Here is a 15,635-nt window from a genome sequence, read left to right on the forward strand (position 1 = left end):
CTGCCGCTGCTGGATACGGCGTGGTACAGCAGAGAGGAAGGCCGGAAGCATCGGGCGTTAGCTTACGCAATCAGGTCTGTCAAATCTCTGAACTGCGCCCGAATTGTTGGGGGTCTGTGTATATGCGGCCTACCGACCCGTCATGACCCATACGGATTTCGCGGTATGAATTTGCCGAGTTGCGGGCGCAGGCGCAGGCGGCGCCCAATCAGCCCGGCAGATTCTCGCCGCAGCGTTTGCAGTAGTGGGCGTCGGGGTCGTGCTTGGTCAGGCCGCACTGGGGGCAGGTGCGGCCCTGGCGGCGGGCTTCCTGCGCCTCTTGTAACCCGGCGCTCACGATGCCGGTGGGCACAGCGATGATGGCGTACCCCATAAGCATAGCGAGGGTGGCGATCAATTTGCCCAGTGGCGTTTTAGGGGAGATGTCGCCGTACCCCACCGTGGTCACCGTCACCACCGCCCAGTAGATTGAGGTGGGAATAGAGGTAAAGCCGTTTTGCGGCCCCTCGATCATGTAAAGCGTCGTGCCGAAGACAGTTACCAGGGTCAGCACCGCGATAAAAAAGACCGTGATCTTTTCGCGGCTGGCCTGAAGCGCCTCGCCGATCAGACTGGCCTGATCGGAGTAGCGGGCCAGTTTGAACACCCGGAACACGCGCAGCAGCCGCAGCGCCCGCACCACCAGCAGGTACTGACTGCCCGGCAGCAGCAGGCTGACAAACGAAGGCAAAATGGTCAGCAGGTCGACAAGGCCGTAAAAGCTCAGGGCGTAGTGCAGAGGCCGCCGCGCACCCAGCAACCGTCCCAGGTAATCGAGCGTAAACAGCAGGGTAAACCCCCATTCAAGGTCGCGCAGCAGCAGGCGCAGCGGCAAGGGCAGCCCCGACACACTTTCGACGACGACGGCTAGCACCGACACCACGATCAGCCCAATGAGGGCCTTGTCGTAGTTGCGGGCCAGCGGCGTTTCCAGACCGAAAATCAGGTCACCCAATCGGCGCCGCCACAGTGCCCGGCGGTCTACATACGGCGCGTCGGTCACTCAGGCAGCATAGCGCGGTGAAGTTCTGAGCCTCTGTCACCCAAGGCCCCGGCTGGCAGGCCCCCTCTTTGTCCGGCTGACCCGGAGCCAAACCCGACAAGGGCTAGAAAGTCTGGGTCGCCACCTGTCCGGCTGGCCCCATGGTGCGCTCGGGTCCGCCGTCCACACTGACATGCACGGCCCCCGCATTGCCCGCGCGAATGGTTACGCCCGCGCTGAAGGTCTTAGACGCCCCGGAAGGCACCACGCCCTCATAGAGCACCTCGCCATCACGTGCGGTGGCCCGCACCCAGGAGTCTGCGCTGAAGGTCAGGTGGACGCCCTTGATCGGCTCCTGGGGCAGCGTAACTGGCAACGATTCCTGGGCCTGCCCGGTCGCCACGTCGGTCATGATGCTGGGGCCTTCGCCGATGGGCAGCAGGCGCACACGCAGGTCACGGGGAGTTCGCAGGTCTATATTCTGCTTGAACGGCATGCGCCCCCTGTACTCGACCCGCAGCGCCGCCCCCTTGCGGCTGCCTACCGGGAACGACTGCACGGGCGTGTACCCCAGATCGCGGTTGTCGAGGTAGACCCTGGCCCCGCTGGGTGTGCTCTTGACACTCAGATTGACGTTGGTGGGCACGGGCGGCGGCGCGGCAGCGGCGGTCTTGGTTTCCTGCGTGTGGTTGCGCGTGGCGAGATAACCACCCCCGATAAGCAGCAAAAGCCCGCCAAGCAGCAGCGGCAAAAGCATGTGGCCAGGTTGCGCCGGGCGCACCGGAGCCGCGCGGCGCTTGCTCACGTCGGGTTGGCCGTAGTTGACCATGGTGGTGTAGGGCAGCTTCTCATCGAAGCGGGCCAGGAGCGGGGCCGGGTCCAGTCTTAGCTCACGCGCGTACTGCTGCAAAAACGACCGGGAAAAGGTGCGCTCGGGCAAGGCCGCGAAGTTCTCATCTTCCAGCGCCGCGAGGTAGTCCCTGCGGATGCGCGTCGCCGCCGAAAGCTGCGCCAGGGTCAGGCCCTGCGCGGTGCGGGCGTCTTTCAGAACTTTGCCGAAGGTCACTGCGCCCCTCCCGCGCCGTGGGCGGAGGCTCGGGGCTGTCTACCCAGGGGGCGGCACAACAAACCGACCAGCAAGCACTCGGGAAACGGCAGGAGCATGGCACACAATGTACCGGATAGAACAATGTCGGTGCGGAAAAAGACACAGGCCCGAATGCACGCTTGCGTTCCTGCCTGTGTCCTGGGGTTGCTCTGCGGCTCTTAGCGGTCGCCGTACGGTTTGCCCAGCGCCCCCGGCGCGGCGCTGCGCCCCGTGAACACCAGCACCAGAATAGTGATGAGGTAGGGCAGCACCGTCACCAGGCTGGACGGCAGAATATCGCGCCCGTCGAGCGTGAGGCTCAGCGCCTGCAAGAAGCCGAACAGCAGCGTGGCGCCCAGTACGCCGAGCGGTTTCCACTGCCCGAAAATGAGGGCGGCCAGTGCGATAAAGCCCATCCCGGCGCTCATATTGCGGGTGTAGGCACTGAGATTACCGACGCTCATAAACACGCCCGCCGTGCCCGCGAGCATCCCCGAGAGAATGACCGCGCTGTAGCGCATGCGCTGCACGTTGACCCCCATGCTGGCGGCGGCGCCGGGCTGCTCGCCGGTGGCCCTTAGACGCAGGCCATACGGCGTGCGGTAAAGCACGTACCACGCGACGGGCACCATCAGCGCGGCGAAATACACCGGCGGCGAGAATTTCAGGTCGCCCATCCCCCACAGCGGCAGCGGGTTGGTCACCTTGGGCGACTCGGTGCTGGTGCCGTACAGTGCAGCCAGAATGACCGAGGGCACGCCGCTGGCAAGCAGGTTGATCGCCGTGCCGGAAATGACCTGATCGGCGCGGTACCTGATGCTAAGCACGGCGTGAATCCAGGCAATGAAGCCCGCGACCAGCGCCCCAGTCACCCAGCCGAGCCAGGGCGCCAGTGCCCCTAGCCTTGGCTCGGTGACCTGCGTGACCACCGCGCCCGCCAGTGCCCCAAAAATAATTAGGCCGTCGAGGGCGATGTTGACCACGCCGCTGCGCTCGGAAAACAGGCCGCCCAGCCCGGTTAGTAGCAGGGGCGTTACGCTGCGAATAAAAGTGACGAGAAAAGTCACGCTGATGATCTGGGAGAGTACGCTGTCCATTTACTTGCCTCCCTCACGGGTATTTTCTTCAGAGCTGCGGGCCACGTTGGGCAGGCCCGAGGCACTGACCGCGCCCTCCTGAGCGGGGGGAACGACTGGGGCGTTCTCAGCCTTCCCAGTGGCGCCCGCAGCCTTCAGTAGAACCGGGGCAGGCGGATCGGTCACGCGGCGGCTAAGGAACCCGCCCGCAGCGATGAACATGACCACCAGCGCCTTGAGCACGGTCACGATGTCACGGTTGAGGCCGGTCATCTTGATGCTGACATCGACCCCGCCCGTGTCGATGGTGCCAAACAGGGCGCTGGAAGCGACCACCCCTAGGGGCGTGCTCTGGCCCATCAGCGCGACCGCAATGCCGTCGAAGCCCACGTTGACCGGCATGTTGCCCTTGAGCCGGTACGAGTCAAGCGCCCCGCCCTGCACGTAATGCGTACCTGCCAGCCCCGCGAACATGCCCGCCAGGGTCATCGCCAGCACGGTGTTTTTAGCCACGCTGATGCCGCCGTACTCCGCCGCTTTGGGCGACAGGCCCACCGCCCGAAGCGCGTAACCGGTGGCCGTGCGCCACATCAGCGTGCCGAACAGCGCCGCACACAGCAGGGCCAGCAGGAAAGCCAGATTAAGCTGGCTGCCCTCGATGTTTACCGCCACGCCGACGCGCCACGTCAGCGCCCCCACGACCAGCGCCAGCACCACTGGAATCAGGGCGCCGCTGCGCCGCATGAAAAGCCGCGCCAGCAGGTAGGCGGCCAGCGCGAACAGCCAGCCCAGGCTCAGTTTCATCTGGTCGGGGGTGCCCACGTTCAGCAGTTGCAGCAGGGTGGGCAGGCGTGCGCCGGGGTGCAGCTCGTAGCTCTGGGCCTCGTCGCCGGGGGCTTTAAAGGGCAGGCTGCGCTGCTGGCCGAACAGCGGAAAAGTGTTGCTGCCGATCAGGAAAATGAAAATCCCCGAGGCAATGTAGTTGAGCATGATGGTATTGATGACCTCGCTGGAGCCGAACCGCGCCTTGAGCCAGCCGGGAATGGCGCCCCAGAGCGCCCCGCCCGCGCCCGCCGCGATCACGGTGAGCGGGGCGAGCAGCCAGCCGAGGCTCTCGGGGCCGTAGACGCCCACCAGCATGGCGGCCACCGCGCCCATGGTGAGCTGCCCCGGCGCACCGATGTTAAACAGCCCCGCCCGGAACGCGAACGCCACCGACAGCCCGGTAAAAATGAGCGGCGTGGCGAGCTTGAGGCTGTCGAGCAGCGGGTTAAGGCGCGTGATAGGGGCAAACAGCGTTGAGTAAACGAAATACACCAGATCGGTGTGCGAGAGCCAGCCGCCCCACAGCCCTAGCGCGTGGCCCGAACTGTTGATCGGCGGCTGCACGACCAGCACGATCAAGGCCCCGACCAGAATCGCCAGGGCAATCGCGGCGGCGGGCACCAGCAGCCCGCGCAGGCGGTTGAACCGCTCCCACCACACCTGCCGCGCACTGAGGCCCGCCCCCGCCGCGATCAGTCCGGCGAGCAGCGGCACGAACAGGCCCATGTTCATCCCGCCGCCCCCATAAAAGTTACGCAGGGCGCGTTTGGCCCCCGCCCGCAGGCTCAGGTGGCTCACGTTGGCGGCGGCGTCGGCCAGGGTACGGTCGAGGACGACCAACGCTGCCAGCGCCGCTAGAAAGGCCAGCAGGGCGGTGATCCAAAACCAGCGCTCACGCCGCGCGGCCCCGAAAATGGTGGCAACGAAAAGAGCGAGCGTGGCCCAGGCGAGCGGCAGAAGCAGGGCAGGCTGGGCGAGCGGGGCCGCGAGGTCGCCGCCGGTGTTCAGCAGTTGACCGCTGATGTGCAGCAGCGCACCTGAACTGTCGAAAGACCGGCCCAGCGCCGCCAGTGGCGTCAGCAGCAGCGCGAGGACCGCCAGCGCACTGGCGATGAGCGCCACCCGCGAGGCTGTGGCCGACGGGCGTGAATCAAGAAGGTGGGTCACGCCCCGCATTCTAAGCAGTCGGGGGCACTCCCGGCAGGTCTGCAAGCAGCCCGTATGCTGGAACCATGCGGCGAACTCCCAGCGGCCCCCGGAAAAATGCAGCTCCCCGTTTGTGCGCCGGGTATACCGGCCCCGTCGCGCAGACGCTCAGCCCGGCGGCGCGGTCATGACCTCCCGGACTTTGTTGCCCGGCGGTGCGCCCCGTCTGGGCCTGGGTCTCGCCGCGCTGGGTCGCCCCGGATACATCAACCTGGGCCACGGTAGCGATCTGGGTGAGCACAAGGACATCCAGAGTATGCGGGCGAATGCCTGGGCCGTGCTAGACGCTGCCTGGGACGCTGGAATCCGCTATTTCGATGCGGCCCGCAGCTACGGTCTGGCCGAGCAGTTTCTGGGCGACTGGCTGCGGGAGCGTGGGCACACGGCCCCAATGACGGCTATGGTGGGCAGCAAGTGGGGCTACACCTATGTGGCCGACTGGCGCACCGACGCCGCCACCCACGAGGTCAAGAGCCACGACCTCGCCACCCTAGAGCGGCAATGGCCCGAAACGCTAGCCGCGCTGGGACGCAGGCCCGACCTTTACCTGATCCATTCGGCCACGCTTGAAACTGGTGTGCTGACCGACCCGGCAGTGCTCGGCAGGCTGGCTGAACTGGCCGCCACGGGCGTGCGCGTGGGCCTGAGTACCAGCGGCCCGCGTCAGGCCGATACGATCTACCAGGCGCTGGATGTGCGTGTGGACGGCGTCAATCCACTGAGTGTGGTGCAGGCCACCTGGAACCTGCTGGAACCTTCGGCGGGTGAGGCGCTGGCCGAGGCTCATGCGGCGGGCTGGACGGTGGTGGTCAAGGAAGCCGTCGCCAATGGCCGCCTGAGCGCCCTGGGGGACGTGCCGCCCGCGCTGGGGGCGCAAGCTGGCGTGCTGGGCACCTCGCCCGACGCCGTGGCGCTGGCCGCCGTCCTCGCGCAGCCCTGGGCCGACGTGGTGCTCAGCGGGGCGACCACCTGTAAACAGCTGGGCGAGAATCTGGGAGCGCTGAAGATTCAAGCTGATCTGGTGGCACTCGGAGCGCTGCGGCAAACACCCGAAAGCTACTGGCAGGCGCGTTCAGGGCTGGCCTGGAACTAGAGCAGTTCTGCGAAATGATGGGCACGCCGGAAAAACACCGCCGCCCCCTTCATTCTACGTTCTACTCTTTGTTTTTCACTTGTTCTACTCGGCAAAAAGATGGTCAAAAGAGCACCATCTTTTTGCGAAATGCTCTAATTCGGTGTCGTCGGCCAGTTGCTGCGAGGCGGGGCGCACCGTGTTCCAGAGCAGCGGGCCAATTGCGAATTATGCCGGAATGCCTTCAGTCGTCTCGCCTGGACGCGCCAGATTTCGCAGCACGGCGTCGCGGGTGCGCCCGCCGAGGAACGGGAGCGCCAGTGAGCAGTTCTGCCCGTAGACTGACAGCCGTGATAGTCGCCATCGGGCACGACCTAATTGAAATCGGGCGCATAAGGCGAATGCTGGAGCGCGAAGGTCAACGGGCCGAGAAGCTGTTTGCGCCTATTGAACTCGCCTATGCTGCCCGCCTCAGCGACCCCGCTCCCAGTCTGGCCGCCCGCTTTGCCGCCAAGGAAGCCTTTCAGAAGGTCTGGCCTCGCCCGCACGGCTGGCGCGACGTGTGGGTCGAGCGCGAGGCCACGCCCGGCGAAGCCTTCCCGTTTGCCCGCCCGCACCTAGAATTTGCTGCCGAAATTGCCGCCGAGATGCAGAGGCGCGGCTGGGTCGCCCACCTGACGCTGACGCACACCAAAGAACATGCCTCGGCGGTAGTGGTACTGGAAAAGGTGGCGCTGGAGCAACGGGCCTAGCGCGGCTGGCCAAGCATCCTCTGTTCACCGCGTGCTCCGGCGTCCCGGCTGAAGTTTTGCAAAGCCTCCAACCACCGTGGCAGGGCAACCGCAAAGTCCCAAAATTGCAGAATGAACACTCCAATTTCTGTTTTTGGCACAAAAAGCGACTCTGAATCGAAGATCATCGAGTGATGAAAACAGACTTTTTCGATTCCATATCAGAAGCAATTTGATCCAGGTTGAAAATTGAACCGACTTTGCGGAAGCCCTGACCACCGTGGCAGGCGCGGCCCCCTCATGTATACAGATGCTCTAGAGTTGAGCGTGTGACCGTTCCGCCGTCCCCAGGCCCTTCCAGCGAACCCGTGGAAACTGCACCAGAACTCGATCTGGAACTCAATTTTCCGGCGGACGCGGCTCCCAGGCGCTCTCTGCGGGCCAACACCCTGATCGTGATGGCGGGCACGCTGGGGTCGCGGCTCTCGGGGATTTTGCGCCAACAGATCATCGGCCTGTTTGGAAACACGCTGCTCGACGCTTTTCTGGTCGCCGTACGCGTGCCCAGCCTGATGCGCGAACTGCTGGCCGAGGGCGCACTGGTCAACTCCTTCATTCCGGTCTACAAGACCCTGGATGAGGCCGGACGCAAGCAACTGGCCGCCTCATTCAGCGGCGTGCTGATTGCGGTCAACCTGCTCCTGATGGCCCTGGGGATTCTGGGCGCACCATGGATTATTGACCTACTGATCGCCAATCATGCCAACGTGGACCGGGGTCTGGCGATCTACATGGCCCAGCTGGTCATGCCCTTCTTGATGCTGATTTCGCTTTCCAGCGTGGCGATGGGCCTGCTGAACGCCGACGAGCACTTCAAGGAAAGCAGTTTTGCCCCGGTGGCCTTCAATATCGCCAGCATCACCGCGCTGCTGCTGCTGCCAGACACCGCCACCTGGCTGGCCTTTGGCTGGCTGATCGGCGGGGTCGCGCAACTGGTCGTGCAGCTTCCGGCGCTGCGGCGGTTCGGGCTACTGCCCACGCCCGCGCTGGGGCCTCACCCGGCGCTGCGGCGCGTGCTGGTGCAAATGGCCCCGTTTACCCTGACCGCCGGAGCGCGGCAGTTTCTGAACTTTTATGTGCAGGGGCTGCTTTCCAACGCGGCCATGTTCAGCGCGGGCACCACGGCAGGCTACTCCTACGCCGAGACGATCTTTACCACCGTCAACGGGCTGTTCGTCGTTTCACCCGTCATGGCGATGTTCCCACGCTTTTCCCAGCACGCTGCCGACAGGGACTGGCACGGCTTCAAGGCGCTGACCGTACAGGCCGTGCGAACCACCACGTTTCTGGCCGCCCCCATGAGCGCCCTGCTGGTGGTGCTGGCTCCCTACGCCGTGAGCATTATTAACCTGCGCTCCACCTACGATGTGCCGCGCTTCGAGGCCGCCACCCAGATTCTGCAGGGCTGGGCGCTGGCGCTGGTGCCGTGGGCCTTCGTGACGCTGCTGCTCAGAACCTTCTACGCCCGTGAACGAACCCGTGAGGCCGTGGTCATCAGCGCCATCGGCTTTGTGGCCGAAGTCGGGCTGTACCGGCTGCTGGTGCCCACGCTGCACCTGCGCGGCTTTGGCGTCAGTACGGCCCTGAGCGGCATTCTGATGACGCTGGCGCTGGCTTTTATGTACCGCCGCGCCCTGGGCTTTCCGACCCGTGAAATCTTTAGCCACCTGATCCGGGTCATTCCGCTGGCGCTGACCGCCGGGCTGGTCGCGTGGCTGCTGGTTCACATCATGCCGCGCCCCGGCTACATCATTCCCGGTGCCGTGGGGCTGGCGATTGCCGGGGGCTTTGGCCTGGCCGCCTACCTGCTGGGGGCGCTGGCCCTGCGGATGCCCGAAATGGGCGGACTGCTGCGCCGCCTGAAACGCTGAGAAAAGTGGGGTGAGCCGGGGCAGCCTACGGCGGGTCTGCCCCGCGCTTTTTATGGGATCGCTTCTTTTATGGGGTCGCTTCGAGCAGCGCGGGCGGCGCGGCCTGCAATTCCAGCCGTTTGCCTGTACCCGGATGAGTCAGTTCCAGCCGGTGCGCGTGCAGCAGATACCCGAGGTCGCCCGGCAGCCCGTCGGGGCGGGCGTGGCCGCCAGCCGCGTAAAGCGGGTCACCCAGCAGCGGCAGGCCCACCGAGGCCAGGTGGATTCTGATCTGGTGGGGCCGCCCGGTCATGATCTGCACGCCGAACAGCGTGGAGTCGGCGCGGCGTTCGAGGACTTCTGCTTGCGAGTGCGCGGGTTTGCCGCCTGGGCTGGCCGCGAAAATCTGGCCCAGTTTCGAGTGGGTGACCGGGCCGATCAGGGTGCGGATGTCGTAGCTCTCCTGCCCGGCGACGCCCGCCGCCAGCGCCCGGTAGACCTTATGCACGCGGTGTTCGCGCCAGTCGCGCAGCAGCGCCGAGGCCGTGACCGGATTCAGCGCGAACAGCACCAGTCCCGACGTGCCCCGGCCCAGTCGGTGCAGAGGCGAAGCGGCGGGCCACTGGCGGCGCACCAGCGTCAGCAGCGTGCGCTCCAGAAACCCGCCGCCTGGCATGGTCGGCAGCCCGGCTGGTTTGGCGACCGCCAGTAGATCGGCGTCCTCGTAAATTACTTCAAAGTGCAGGGGCACGTCTTCTTCTGCCCAGGGCGGGCGGTGCCAAATCAGGGTTTGCCCGGCCCGCAGCCGTTGATCGCCCCACAGCCTCTGGCCGTCTAGCACGATCTCGCCCGCTGCCAGCCGCGCCGCCCACACCTCGCGTCCCGAGTGGCGAAACTCGGCGCACAGGTACTCCAGCAGCCCCACGCCGCCCCGCTGAATGTGCGAAGTGTACGCGTGCCCGTGATTAAGCGTCATGGGCGACAGCTTATACGGACTGCGCTTAAGTCCGGCACCCCGGCACCAGCACCAGAGGGGCCTGTGCTGGGTCCGTTTCATACGGTTCCGGGCCTCAGTCGCCTCGCCAGGGGCTAGACTCCCCGGTGATGTTTGGACCTTCTTCTCCCCGCTCTCAGCCGCAGCCGGGCCACCTGTACGACGTGGCGGTGGTCGGCGCGGGCCTGGCCGGAACGGAACTGGCCTGGCGGCTGGCCCGCGCCGGGCGCGACGTGCTGCTGGTGTCGCAGGCCCTCGACTCGCTCGGCAACCTGTACCAGCCCACGGTAGCCGACGTGGATTTCCCGCCGCAGAGCGTGTTTGCGCTCACGCGTGGGCGCATTGCCCCTGACACCGACGGCTGGACCTTTCACCGCCAGCTTAAGGCCGAAATCGAGGGTACCAGCGGCATTCACCTGCTGCAAAGCACCGTGACCGAACTGGACGAGGATGCGGGGCGCGTAACCCTCTCGACCTGGGAAGGGCCGCAGCTACACGCCGGAAAGGTCGTGCTGGCGGTCGGGGCCTTCCTGAAGGGCCGCCTGATGATCGGTGACACGATGGACGAGGCGGGCCGCCTCTCGGAAATTGCCTACGACTTTCTGGCCGATGACCTGGGCCGCGCGGGCGTGTTCCTGATCGGAGCCGAGCAGACCGCGCCTGCCGCCGAGGGTGCGCCGCCCTACGAGGTGCGCTTTCTGACCCCCTCGCCCGGCGACCTGGAAGGCTTCAAGCTTAAGCGCTTTGACCATGTGTACGCCGTGGGCCGCTGCTTGCCCGGCACCCCGACCTACCGCAGCGTGCTGGGTGACGCGGCGCGGCTGGCCCATGAGCTGTTAGCCGACGAACTGCTGGCCGCCGACGCACCAGGAGGGCCAGCATGATTTTGCAGCTCGCGGATTTCTACTTTCCCGACTCTGCCGCGCGACTCTACCCCGACACGCCGGAGCGCCCCTGGATGCTGGAAATCGGGTTCGGAGACGGGCGGTTCTGGCCCCACTACGCGCAGACCTTTGCTGAGGCACCAAATTACCTGGGGGCCGAGCTTTCCGGCGTCTCGCTGCTCAAGGCGCACCGCCGCCTGAAGGACGCGGGCCTGCACAACGCCGCCTTGACCAAGCTGCCCGCCGACGTGCTGGTGCGCGAGGTCATTCCGGCGGGCGCACTCGACCAGATCATCGTCAACTTTCCCGACCCTTGGCCCAAGGCGGGCCACACCGATCACCGGCTGCTGCGCGTGCCCTTTTTCGAGTTGATCGCCAGCCGCCTTAGGCCCGGCGGTAGCCTGCTGCTGACCACAGACCACGACGAGTATTTCGAGTTTGCCTGCGCCGAAGCCCAGGCCAGCGGCGTGATCCGAGTTGAGCCGGGTGCGCCGCCCGCCTCCGCCCTCGAAACCAAATACGCCCGCAAGTGGCGCGACCTGGGGCTGGGAGTCAACCACGCCCGCTTTACCCCCACGCGCCAGACCGGGGTGCCGCACGGCAACGCCCGCCGCTACCCCGACGCCCTACATCCTGAACCCCTGCACCCTGACCCCCTGTCAACCGCAACGGAGAACGACGTGCCCCACGCCATCTTGACCCTGCCCACCGACTTTGCCCCCGCCGACTTTGACAAATACACCCTGCGGGGCCCTAAGCCCGAGCACCCCGCCTGGACGGTGGTTGTGCTCGATCTGTATGCCAGTCTGCGGCGCGACGGCTGGGTGGCGCTGGCGCACGTGGTCGAGGGCGAGCTGACCCAGGAAGTCCTGATCGGCATTACCTGGCGCGAGGACGGCAGTTATCTGGTACGGCTGTCCAAGTTTGGCGGCCCGATCATCACGGCCGGGGTCAAGGGCGCAGTGGGCGCGGTCACGGCCTGGCTGGAAGGTCAGGGCGGCGTGGTCACGCACCGGGGATATTGAGCATCTGACAAAAAGAAGTTGGCTTGCGGCTCCCTCTCCTGCTCAGCCTCTACGCCGCTCCCGCAAGGGGCTGGGAATAGGCACGTGAGCAGGGTCAGCTTCCAGTGCTAGACCGACCTTTGCCCCACCAGCGCGTCCACCACCACGTCCAACCCGACGCCCTCCTGCGCCCGCTGTTCGGGTGTCCAGCTGATGCCCCGGCTGGCCTTGACCAGCACCACATCGCCGTCTTTTACCTCGGCCAGCAGGTCGCGGAGTAGCTCCGGCACGGTCGCGTAGGCCCGGTCGCCCAGTTCGGCGGCAAAGGCCCCCACGCCGTAGGTCAGATCGGCCTTTTGGCGCGCCTCGGCCCCGGCCTGCGCGTGCAGTTCGCGCTCGGTGGGGCCGAGTTCCAGCATGCGGCCCAGCACGCTAATCCGGCGGCCCGGAAACTCGGCCAGTGCCCCCAGCGCCGCCGACACCGCCACGGGCGAAGCGTTGTACGAATCGTCGATGACCGTGTAGCGCCCCGGCAGCACCCGGTAACGCCCCCCCGGCACGCTGACCGCCGACATCCGCACGGCAGCGTCGGCCAGGGTCATTCCGGCCTCGCGGGCCAGCACCATGCCCAGCACGGCGGCCTCGGCCTGCACGCGCGAAGCCAGCGGCAGAATCACGCGCATGCCGCCAAAGGCGAAGCGGGCAACTTCTGGCGTGATTTCCAGGCGCTCACCCGAAAACTTGACGGGCTGCTCGGGCGTGCTGAAGCCGTAGCTGTCGGCCTGCGGAAAGTACCGCGCTGCCTGCGACCCGACCAGACCGCGCGTACCCACCAGAACGCCGCCCTTTTCGCGGGCGATGCCTTCCAGACTGCCCAGCTGCTCGAGGTGCGCCGGGCCGATGGTGGTAATCACCCCGATATCCGGGCGCACCAGATCCATCAGTTCGGCCATTTCGCCCACGCGGTCGATGCCCATTTCGACCACCAGGGGCCGCGAGGAACCGCCGTACTGCACCAGAAAACAGGCGATGGCGGGCATGGTGTTGAACACCGGCATGGAATAGGCGTCGAGCGCCGCCGCCACGTAACTTTTGACCGTGGTCTTGCCCGCACTGCCCGTAATGCCGACCACCAGCGCGTTCCTGGCCCGCTCGTGCCGCGCCCAGTCAAGCAGGGCCGCCTGCGCGTCAGGCACACGCACGGCTCTACGCACGTCCAGATCGGTCAGCACGAAGGGCGCACCTGCATCCAGCGCCTGCTGCACAAACCGGTTGCCGTGCATCTTTTCGCCGGGCAGCGCGACAAACGCCGTGTCGGCGGAAGCCTCGCGCGAGTCCCAGGTCAGGCGCTTGGCGCGGCGTGCCTCCGGGTGAACCGTTGCGGCAAAAGGAAGGGACGAATGGGGGTCGAGCATACCGCTGAGGATAACCGCCTGCGCCCCCGCCCTGCCCAGGGACGCTCAGTGACCCTAAGAGTAGCCGGGATGCTGAGCCGAAGGCTGGCCCTGACCCAGCAGTCCCCGCAGCACGTCGCTGATGGTCACTACGCCCAGAAGCTGGCCCTCCATATCGACCACCGGCAGCCCGTGTACGTCCAGTTCGATCATCACCTGAAGCACGTCGCGCATGGGCGAGCCTTCCTGTACGTACCCGGTTGGCAGCTTCATCAGCTCGGAGACCTGACGGCCCCGCAACACCGCCTCTGTGGTTGCCGCCTGATCGCTCGCTGCCTGACCGCGCACCGCCAGCGCTTTTTCCTGCGCGTCGGTCACAGCTGTTTCGTGCAGCAGGCCCACCAGTTGCCCGCCTTCGACCACCGGCAGCACGCGCAGACGGCTTTCCTGAAGGCGCTTGGCGGCGTCGGCCAGATCGTCCTGAGGCTGCGCCGTGACCACCTGGGCTGTCATGTGCTGCTCAGCGCTGCCCCACTGAAGCCGGGGGGCGTGCTGCTCGGCCCGCAGGACATCGGTCAGCGTGAGCATCCCGACCAGTTGCCCGCTGTCGTCCACGACTGGCATTCCCCCGATGCGGCGCTCCAGCATGGTCTGAATGGCCTGCTCCAGTGGGCTGTCCGGCGTCACGGTATGCACCGGCTGGCGCATGGCGTCGCGCACCCGGACCCGCGCCGCTCTCCCGACGAACTCCCAGGGCGTCAGGCCCTCGCTCAGGGCAGGCAGGTTACGCCTGATTTCACCGTCGGTGAGCAGGCCGACCACCTTGCCGTCGTGCACCACGGGCAGGCGCTTGACCCGTAGCTCCTGCATCTTGACCACCGCTTCGGGCAGGGTCATATGGGGTTCAGCAGTCAGACTCCGGGCGTGCATGGCTTCTTTGACCAGCATGGCGTTCCTCCTTGAGAGCAGTTCTCCGAATGATGGGCACGTCGGAAACACACCGCCGTCCCCTTCATTCTACGTCCTGCTCTTTCTTTTTCACTTGTTCCACTCGGCAAAAAGAGGGTCAAACATTGTGCCGCACTGGCCGCTACAGCCACGCCACAAGAAAAGCCAAACGGCCCAGCACACGGAGCGCTGAGCCGAAAGGGTGCAGGCGCAGCCCTCAGGGGCCTTCGGTATAGACCCGGCTGGGAAAGTAATACTTTTCAAGCAGCAGCTTGATGAGCGCGGCGGTGGGCACCGACAGCAGCGCCCCCGGCAGACCCATAACCGCCACGCCGATCAGAATGGCGAGCAGCACCGTGACCGGGTGCAGGTCGGTGGTGCGCCCCAGGATCATGGGGCTGAGGAAGCTGCCTTCGAGCTGGTTAGCGATTACGAAGACCAGCACCACCAGCAGCATCTTGAGGCCGCCGCCGGGCAGCGCAAGCAGCAGCGCGGGCGTCGCACCGATCACCGGTCCCAGATAAGGCACGATATTGAAGATGCCTGCCAGGAAACCGATGGCCGCCGCACTGGGAATGCCAATGACACTCAGGCCCAGCCACACCATCACGCCGATGGCGGCAGCGATCAGAATCTGGCCGCGCACATAGCCGCCGACGGAGGTGCCGACCAGCGTGCCCAGCTCTAAGACACGTGGCTGCCAGGGGCGCGGAAAGGCGCGGAGCAGCGAAGAGTTGATGCGGGAGTAGTCGAGCATCAGATACACGCTCATCAGCAAAATGAGCACGATCTGCGCGATCACGCTGCCAATCGAGACGAGGCCGTTGAACAGGGTGCCGCCCGACTGTAGCGCGTCTCGCAGAATCGGGCCGATATTCTTGCCCAGGTTTTGCACGTAGGTCTGAAGACTTTCGTTGACCCTGATCTGAAGGTTCTCGGCCCCCGGTACACCCCGGTCATCCAGCCAGCGGGCGACGCGCTCGGTGAAGTTGCCCAGGTTGCCGATCTGTTCAGGCAACTTGGAAAGCAGGTCCGCAAACTGAGAAGACACCGTAACTATCAGCGCCCCCAGCATGGTAAACAGTCCCAGGAACAGCAGCACCACGAAAAAGGCCCCCAGACCACGCCTAATCTTGACCTTTTCAAGCCAGTTGAGCAGCGGGCTAGCGAGGTAGGCAATCAGGAAGGAGATGGTAAAGTCCACCACGACCTCGCTGACCACATTGAACAGGCGGTAGGCGAGATAAAAGCCCAGCAAAAAGATGATCAGCCGCACCCAGGGACTTTTCCAGGCGTACTGAAAGGCGTTAGCCCCCGAGCGGCTGGGCATCATAAGACGCCCCTGACGACCAGCCAACTGCTCAGCCGGGAAAGAAAACGGGGAAAATTCATTATTTTCATTATAACAGTAGTTCGGAACCTTTCAGGCTGCTTTAACGCCCAACCGCAGGAGTTCACGGAGTGACTCGCCCATTTCCATCAC

At 65.5% G+C, this 15,635-nt stretch carries 13 protein-coding genes; 5 read left to right on the forward strand and 8 right to left on the reverse strand.

All coding sequences use genetic code 11. The features are described 5' to 3' along the window. Window positions 1-208: 208 nt before the first annotated feature. The 4 genes from QZ269_RS08805 to QZ269_RS08820 all read right to left on the reverse strand — a co-directional run bounded on the left by QZ269_RS08805 (window position 209) and on the right by QZ269_RS08820 (window position 5,185). Window positions 209-1,042, reverse strand: coding sequence for an ion transporter (locus tag QZ269_RS08805; RefSeq protein ID WP_291426342.1), 834 nt, complete (start codon window positions 1,040-1,042; stop codon window positions 209-211). 103 nt (window positions 1,043-1,145) lie between these two features. After that, on the reverse strand, window positions 1,146-2,087 hold the full coding sequence (locus QZ269_RS08810; protein ID WP_291426343.1) for a RodZ domain-containing protein: 942 nt from the start codon (window positions 2,085-2,087) through the stop codon (window positions 1,146-1,148). A gap of 200 nt (window positions 2,088-2,287) precedes the next feature. Then, window positions 2,288-3,205, reverse strand: a complete 918-nt coding sequence (locus tag QZ269_RS08815; RefSeq protein ID WP_291426344.1) for an ABC transporter permease — start codon at window positions 3,203-3,205, stop codon at window positions 2,288-2,290. Further along, the gene (locus tag QZ269_RS08820; protein ID WP_291426345.1) at window positions 3,206-5,185 is read right to left on the reverse strand and encodes an ABC transporter permease; all 1,980 of its coding nucleotides are present in this window, start codon (window positions 5,183-5,185) and stop codon (window positions 3,206-3,208) included. 157 nt (window positions 5,186-5,342) lie between these two features. Here QZ269_RS08820 and QZ269_RS08825 point away from each other — a divergent pair, with 157 nt between their 5' ends. The 3 genes from QZ269_RS08825 to murJ all read left to right on the forward strand — a co-directional run bounded on the left by QZ269_RS08825 (window position 5,343) and on the right by murJ (window position 8,949). Then, a complete protein-coding gene (locus tag QZ269_RS08825) occupies window positions 5,343-6,308 on the forward strand; it encodes an aldo/keto reductase (protein ID WP_291426346.1) in 966 nt (321 codons plus the stop codon). Window positions 6,309-6,637: 329 nt separating this feature from the next. After that, a complete protein-coding gene (locus QZ269_RS08830) occupies window positions 6,638-7,039 on the forward strand; it encodes a 4'-phosphopantetheinyl transferase superfamily protein (RefSeq protein WP_291426347.1) in 402 nt (133 codons plus the stop codon). Between the two features lie 308 nt (window positions 7,040-7,347). Continuing rightward, a complete protein-coding gene (murJ, locus tag QZ269_RS08835; RefSeq protein WP_291426348.1) occupies window positions 7,348-8,949 on the forward strand; it encodes a murein biosynthesis integral membrane protein MurJ in 1,602 nt (533 codons plus the stop codon). Between the two features lie 67 nt (window positions 8,950-9,016). Here murJ and QZ269_RS08840 read toward each other — a convergent pair whose 3' ends face one another. Then, a complete protein-coding gene (locus QZ269_RS08840; RefSeq protein ID WP_291426349.1) occupies window positions 9,017-9,904 on the reverse strand; it encodes an RluA family pseudouridine synthase in 888 nt (295 codons plus the stop codon). Between the two features lie 128 nt (window positions 9,905-10,032). Here QZ269_RS08840 and QZ269_RS08845 point away from each other — a divergent pair, with 128 nt between their 5' ends. Further along, the gene (locus QZ269_RS08845; RefSeq protein ID WP_291426350.1) at window positions 10,033-10,806 is read left to right on the forward strand and encodes an FAD-dependent oxidoreductase; all 774 of its coding nucleotides are present in this window, start codon (window positions 10,033-10,035) and stop codon (window positions 10,804-10,806) included. Then, the gene (locus QZ269_RS08850; RefSeq protein ID WP_291426351.1) at window positions 10,803-11,831 is read left to right on the forward strand and encodes a tRNA (guanine-N7)-methyltransferase; all 1,029 of its coding nucleotides are present in this window, start codon (window positions 10,803-10,805) and stop codon (window positions 11,829-11,831) included. The genes QZ269_RS08845 and QZ269_RS08850 overlap by 4 nt, the downstream gene beginning before the upstream one ends. A 107-nt stretch (window positions 11,832-11,938) precedes the next feature. Here the strand turns inward: QZ269_RS08850 and murF are convergent, their stop codons facing one another. The 3 genes from murF to QZ269_RS08865 all read right to left on the reverse strand — a co-directional run bounded on the left by murF (window position 11,939) and on the right by QZ269_RS08865 (window position 15,482). After that, window positions 11,939-13,225 carry a UDP-N-acetylmuramoyl-tripeptide--D-alanyl-D-alanine ligase gene (murF, locus tag QZ269_RS08855; RefSeq protein ID WP_291426352.1) on the reverse strand — a complete coding sequence of 429 codons (1,287 nt, stop codon included), beginning with the start codon at window positions 13,223-13,225 and terminating at the stop codon, window positions 11,939-11,941. Window positions 13,226-13,279: 54 nt separating this feature from the next. Beyond that, window positions 13,280-14,152, reverse strand: a complete 873-nt coding sequence (locus tag QZ269_RS08860) for a CBS domain-containing protein (RefSeq protein ID WP_291426353.1) — start codon at window positions 14,150-14,152, stop codon at window positions 13,280-13,282. 217 nt (window positions 14,153-14,369) lie between these two features. Further along, window positions 14,370-15,482 carry an AI-2E family transporter gene (locus tag QZ269_RS08865; RefSeq protein ID WP_291426354.1) on the reverse strand — a complete coding sequence of 371 codons (1,113 nt, stop codon included), beginning with the start codon at window positions 15,480-15,482 and terminating at the stop codon, window positions 14,370-14,372. Between the last annotated feature and the right edge of the window lie 153 nt (window positions 15,483-15,635).

The organism is Deinococcus sp. (genome assembly GCF_018260405.1).
In the GTDB taxonomy this organism is placed as follows: Bacteria; Deinococcota; Deinococci; order Deinococcales; family Deinococcaceae; genus Deinococcus.

Excerpts from the sequence above, each read along its gene's own strand:
- QZ269_RS08815 (WP_291426344.1), bottom strand. The coding sequence starts at position 3,205 with ATGGACAGCGTACTCTCCCAGATCATCAGCGTGACTTTTCTCGTCACT.
- QZ269_RS08820 (WP_291426345.1), bottom strand. The coding sequence starts at position 5,185 with ATGCGGGGCGTGACCCACCTTCTTGATTCACGCCCGTCGGCCACAGCC.
- QZ269_RS08825 (WP_291426346.1), top strand. The coding sequence starts at position 5,343 with ATGACCTCCCGGACTTTGTTGCCCGGCGGTGCGCCCCGTCTGGGCCTG.
- QZ269_RS08840 (WP_291426349.1), bottom strand. The coding sequence starts at position 9,904 with ATGACGCTTAATCACGGGCACGCGTACACTTCGCACATTCAGCGGGGC.
- QZ269_RS08845 (WP_291426350.1), top strand. The coding sequence starts at position 10,033 with ATGTTTGGACCTTCTTCTCCCCGCTCTCAGCCGCAGCCGGGCCACCTG.
- QZ269_RS08850 (WP_291426351.1), top strand. The coding sequence starts at position 10,803 with ATGATTTTGCAGCTCGCGGATTTCTACTTTCCCGACTCTGCCGCGCGA.
- murF (WP_291426352.1), bottom strand. The coding sequence starts at position 13,225 with ATGCTCGACCCCCATTCGTCCCTTCCTTTTGCCGCAACGGTTCACCCG.
- QZ269_RS08860 (WP_291426353.1), bottom strand. The coding sequence starts at position 14,152 with ATGCTGGTCAAAGAAGCCATGCACGCCCGGAGTCTGACTGCTGAACCC.
- QZ269_RS08865 (WP_291426354.1), bottom strand. The coding sequence starts at position 15,482 with ATGCCCAGCCGCTCGGGGGCTAACGCCTTTCAGTACGCCTGGAAAAGT.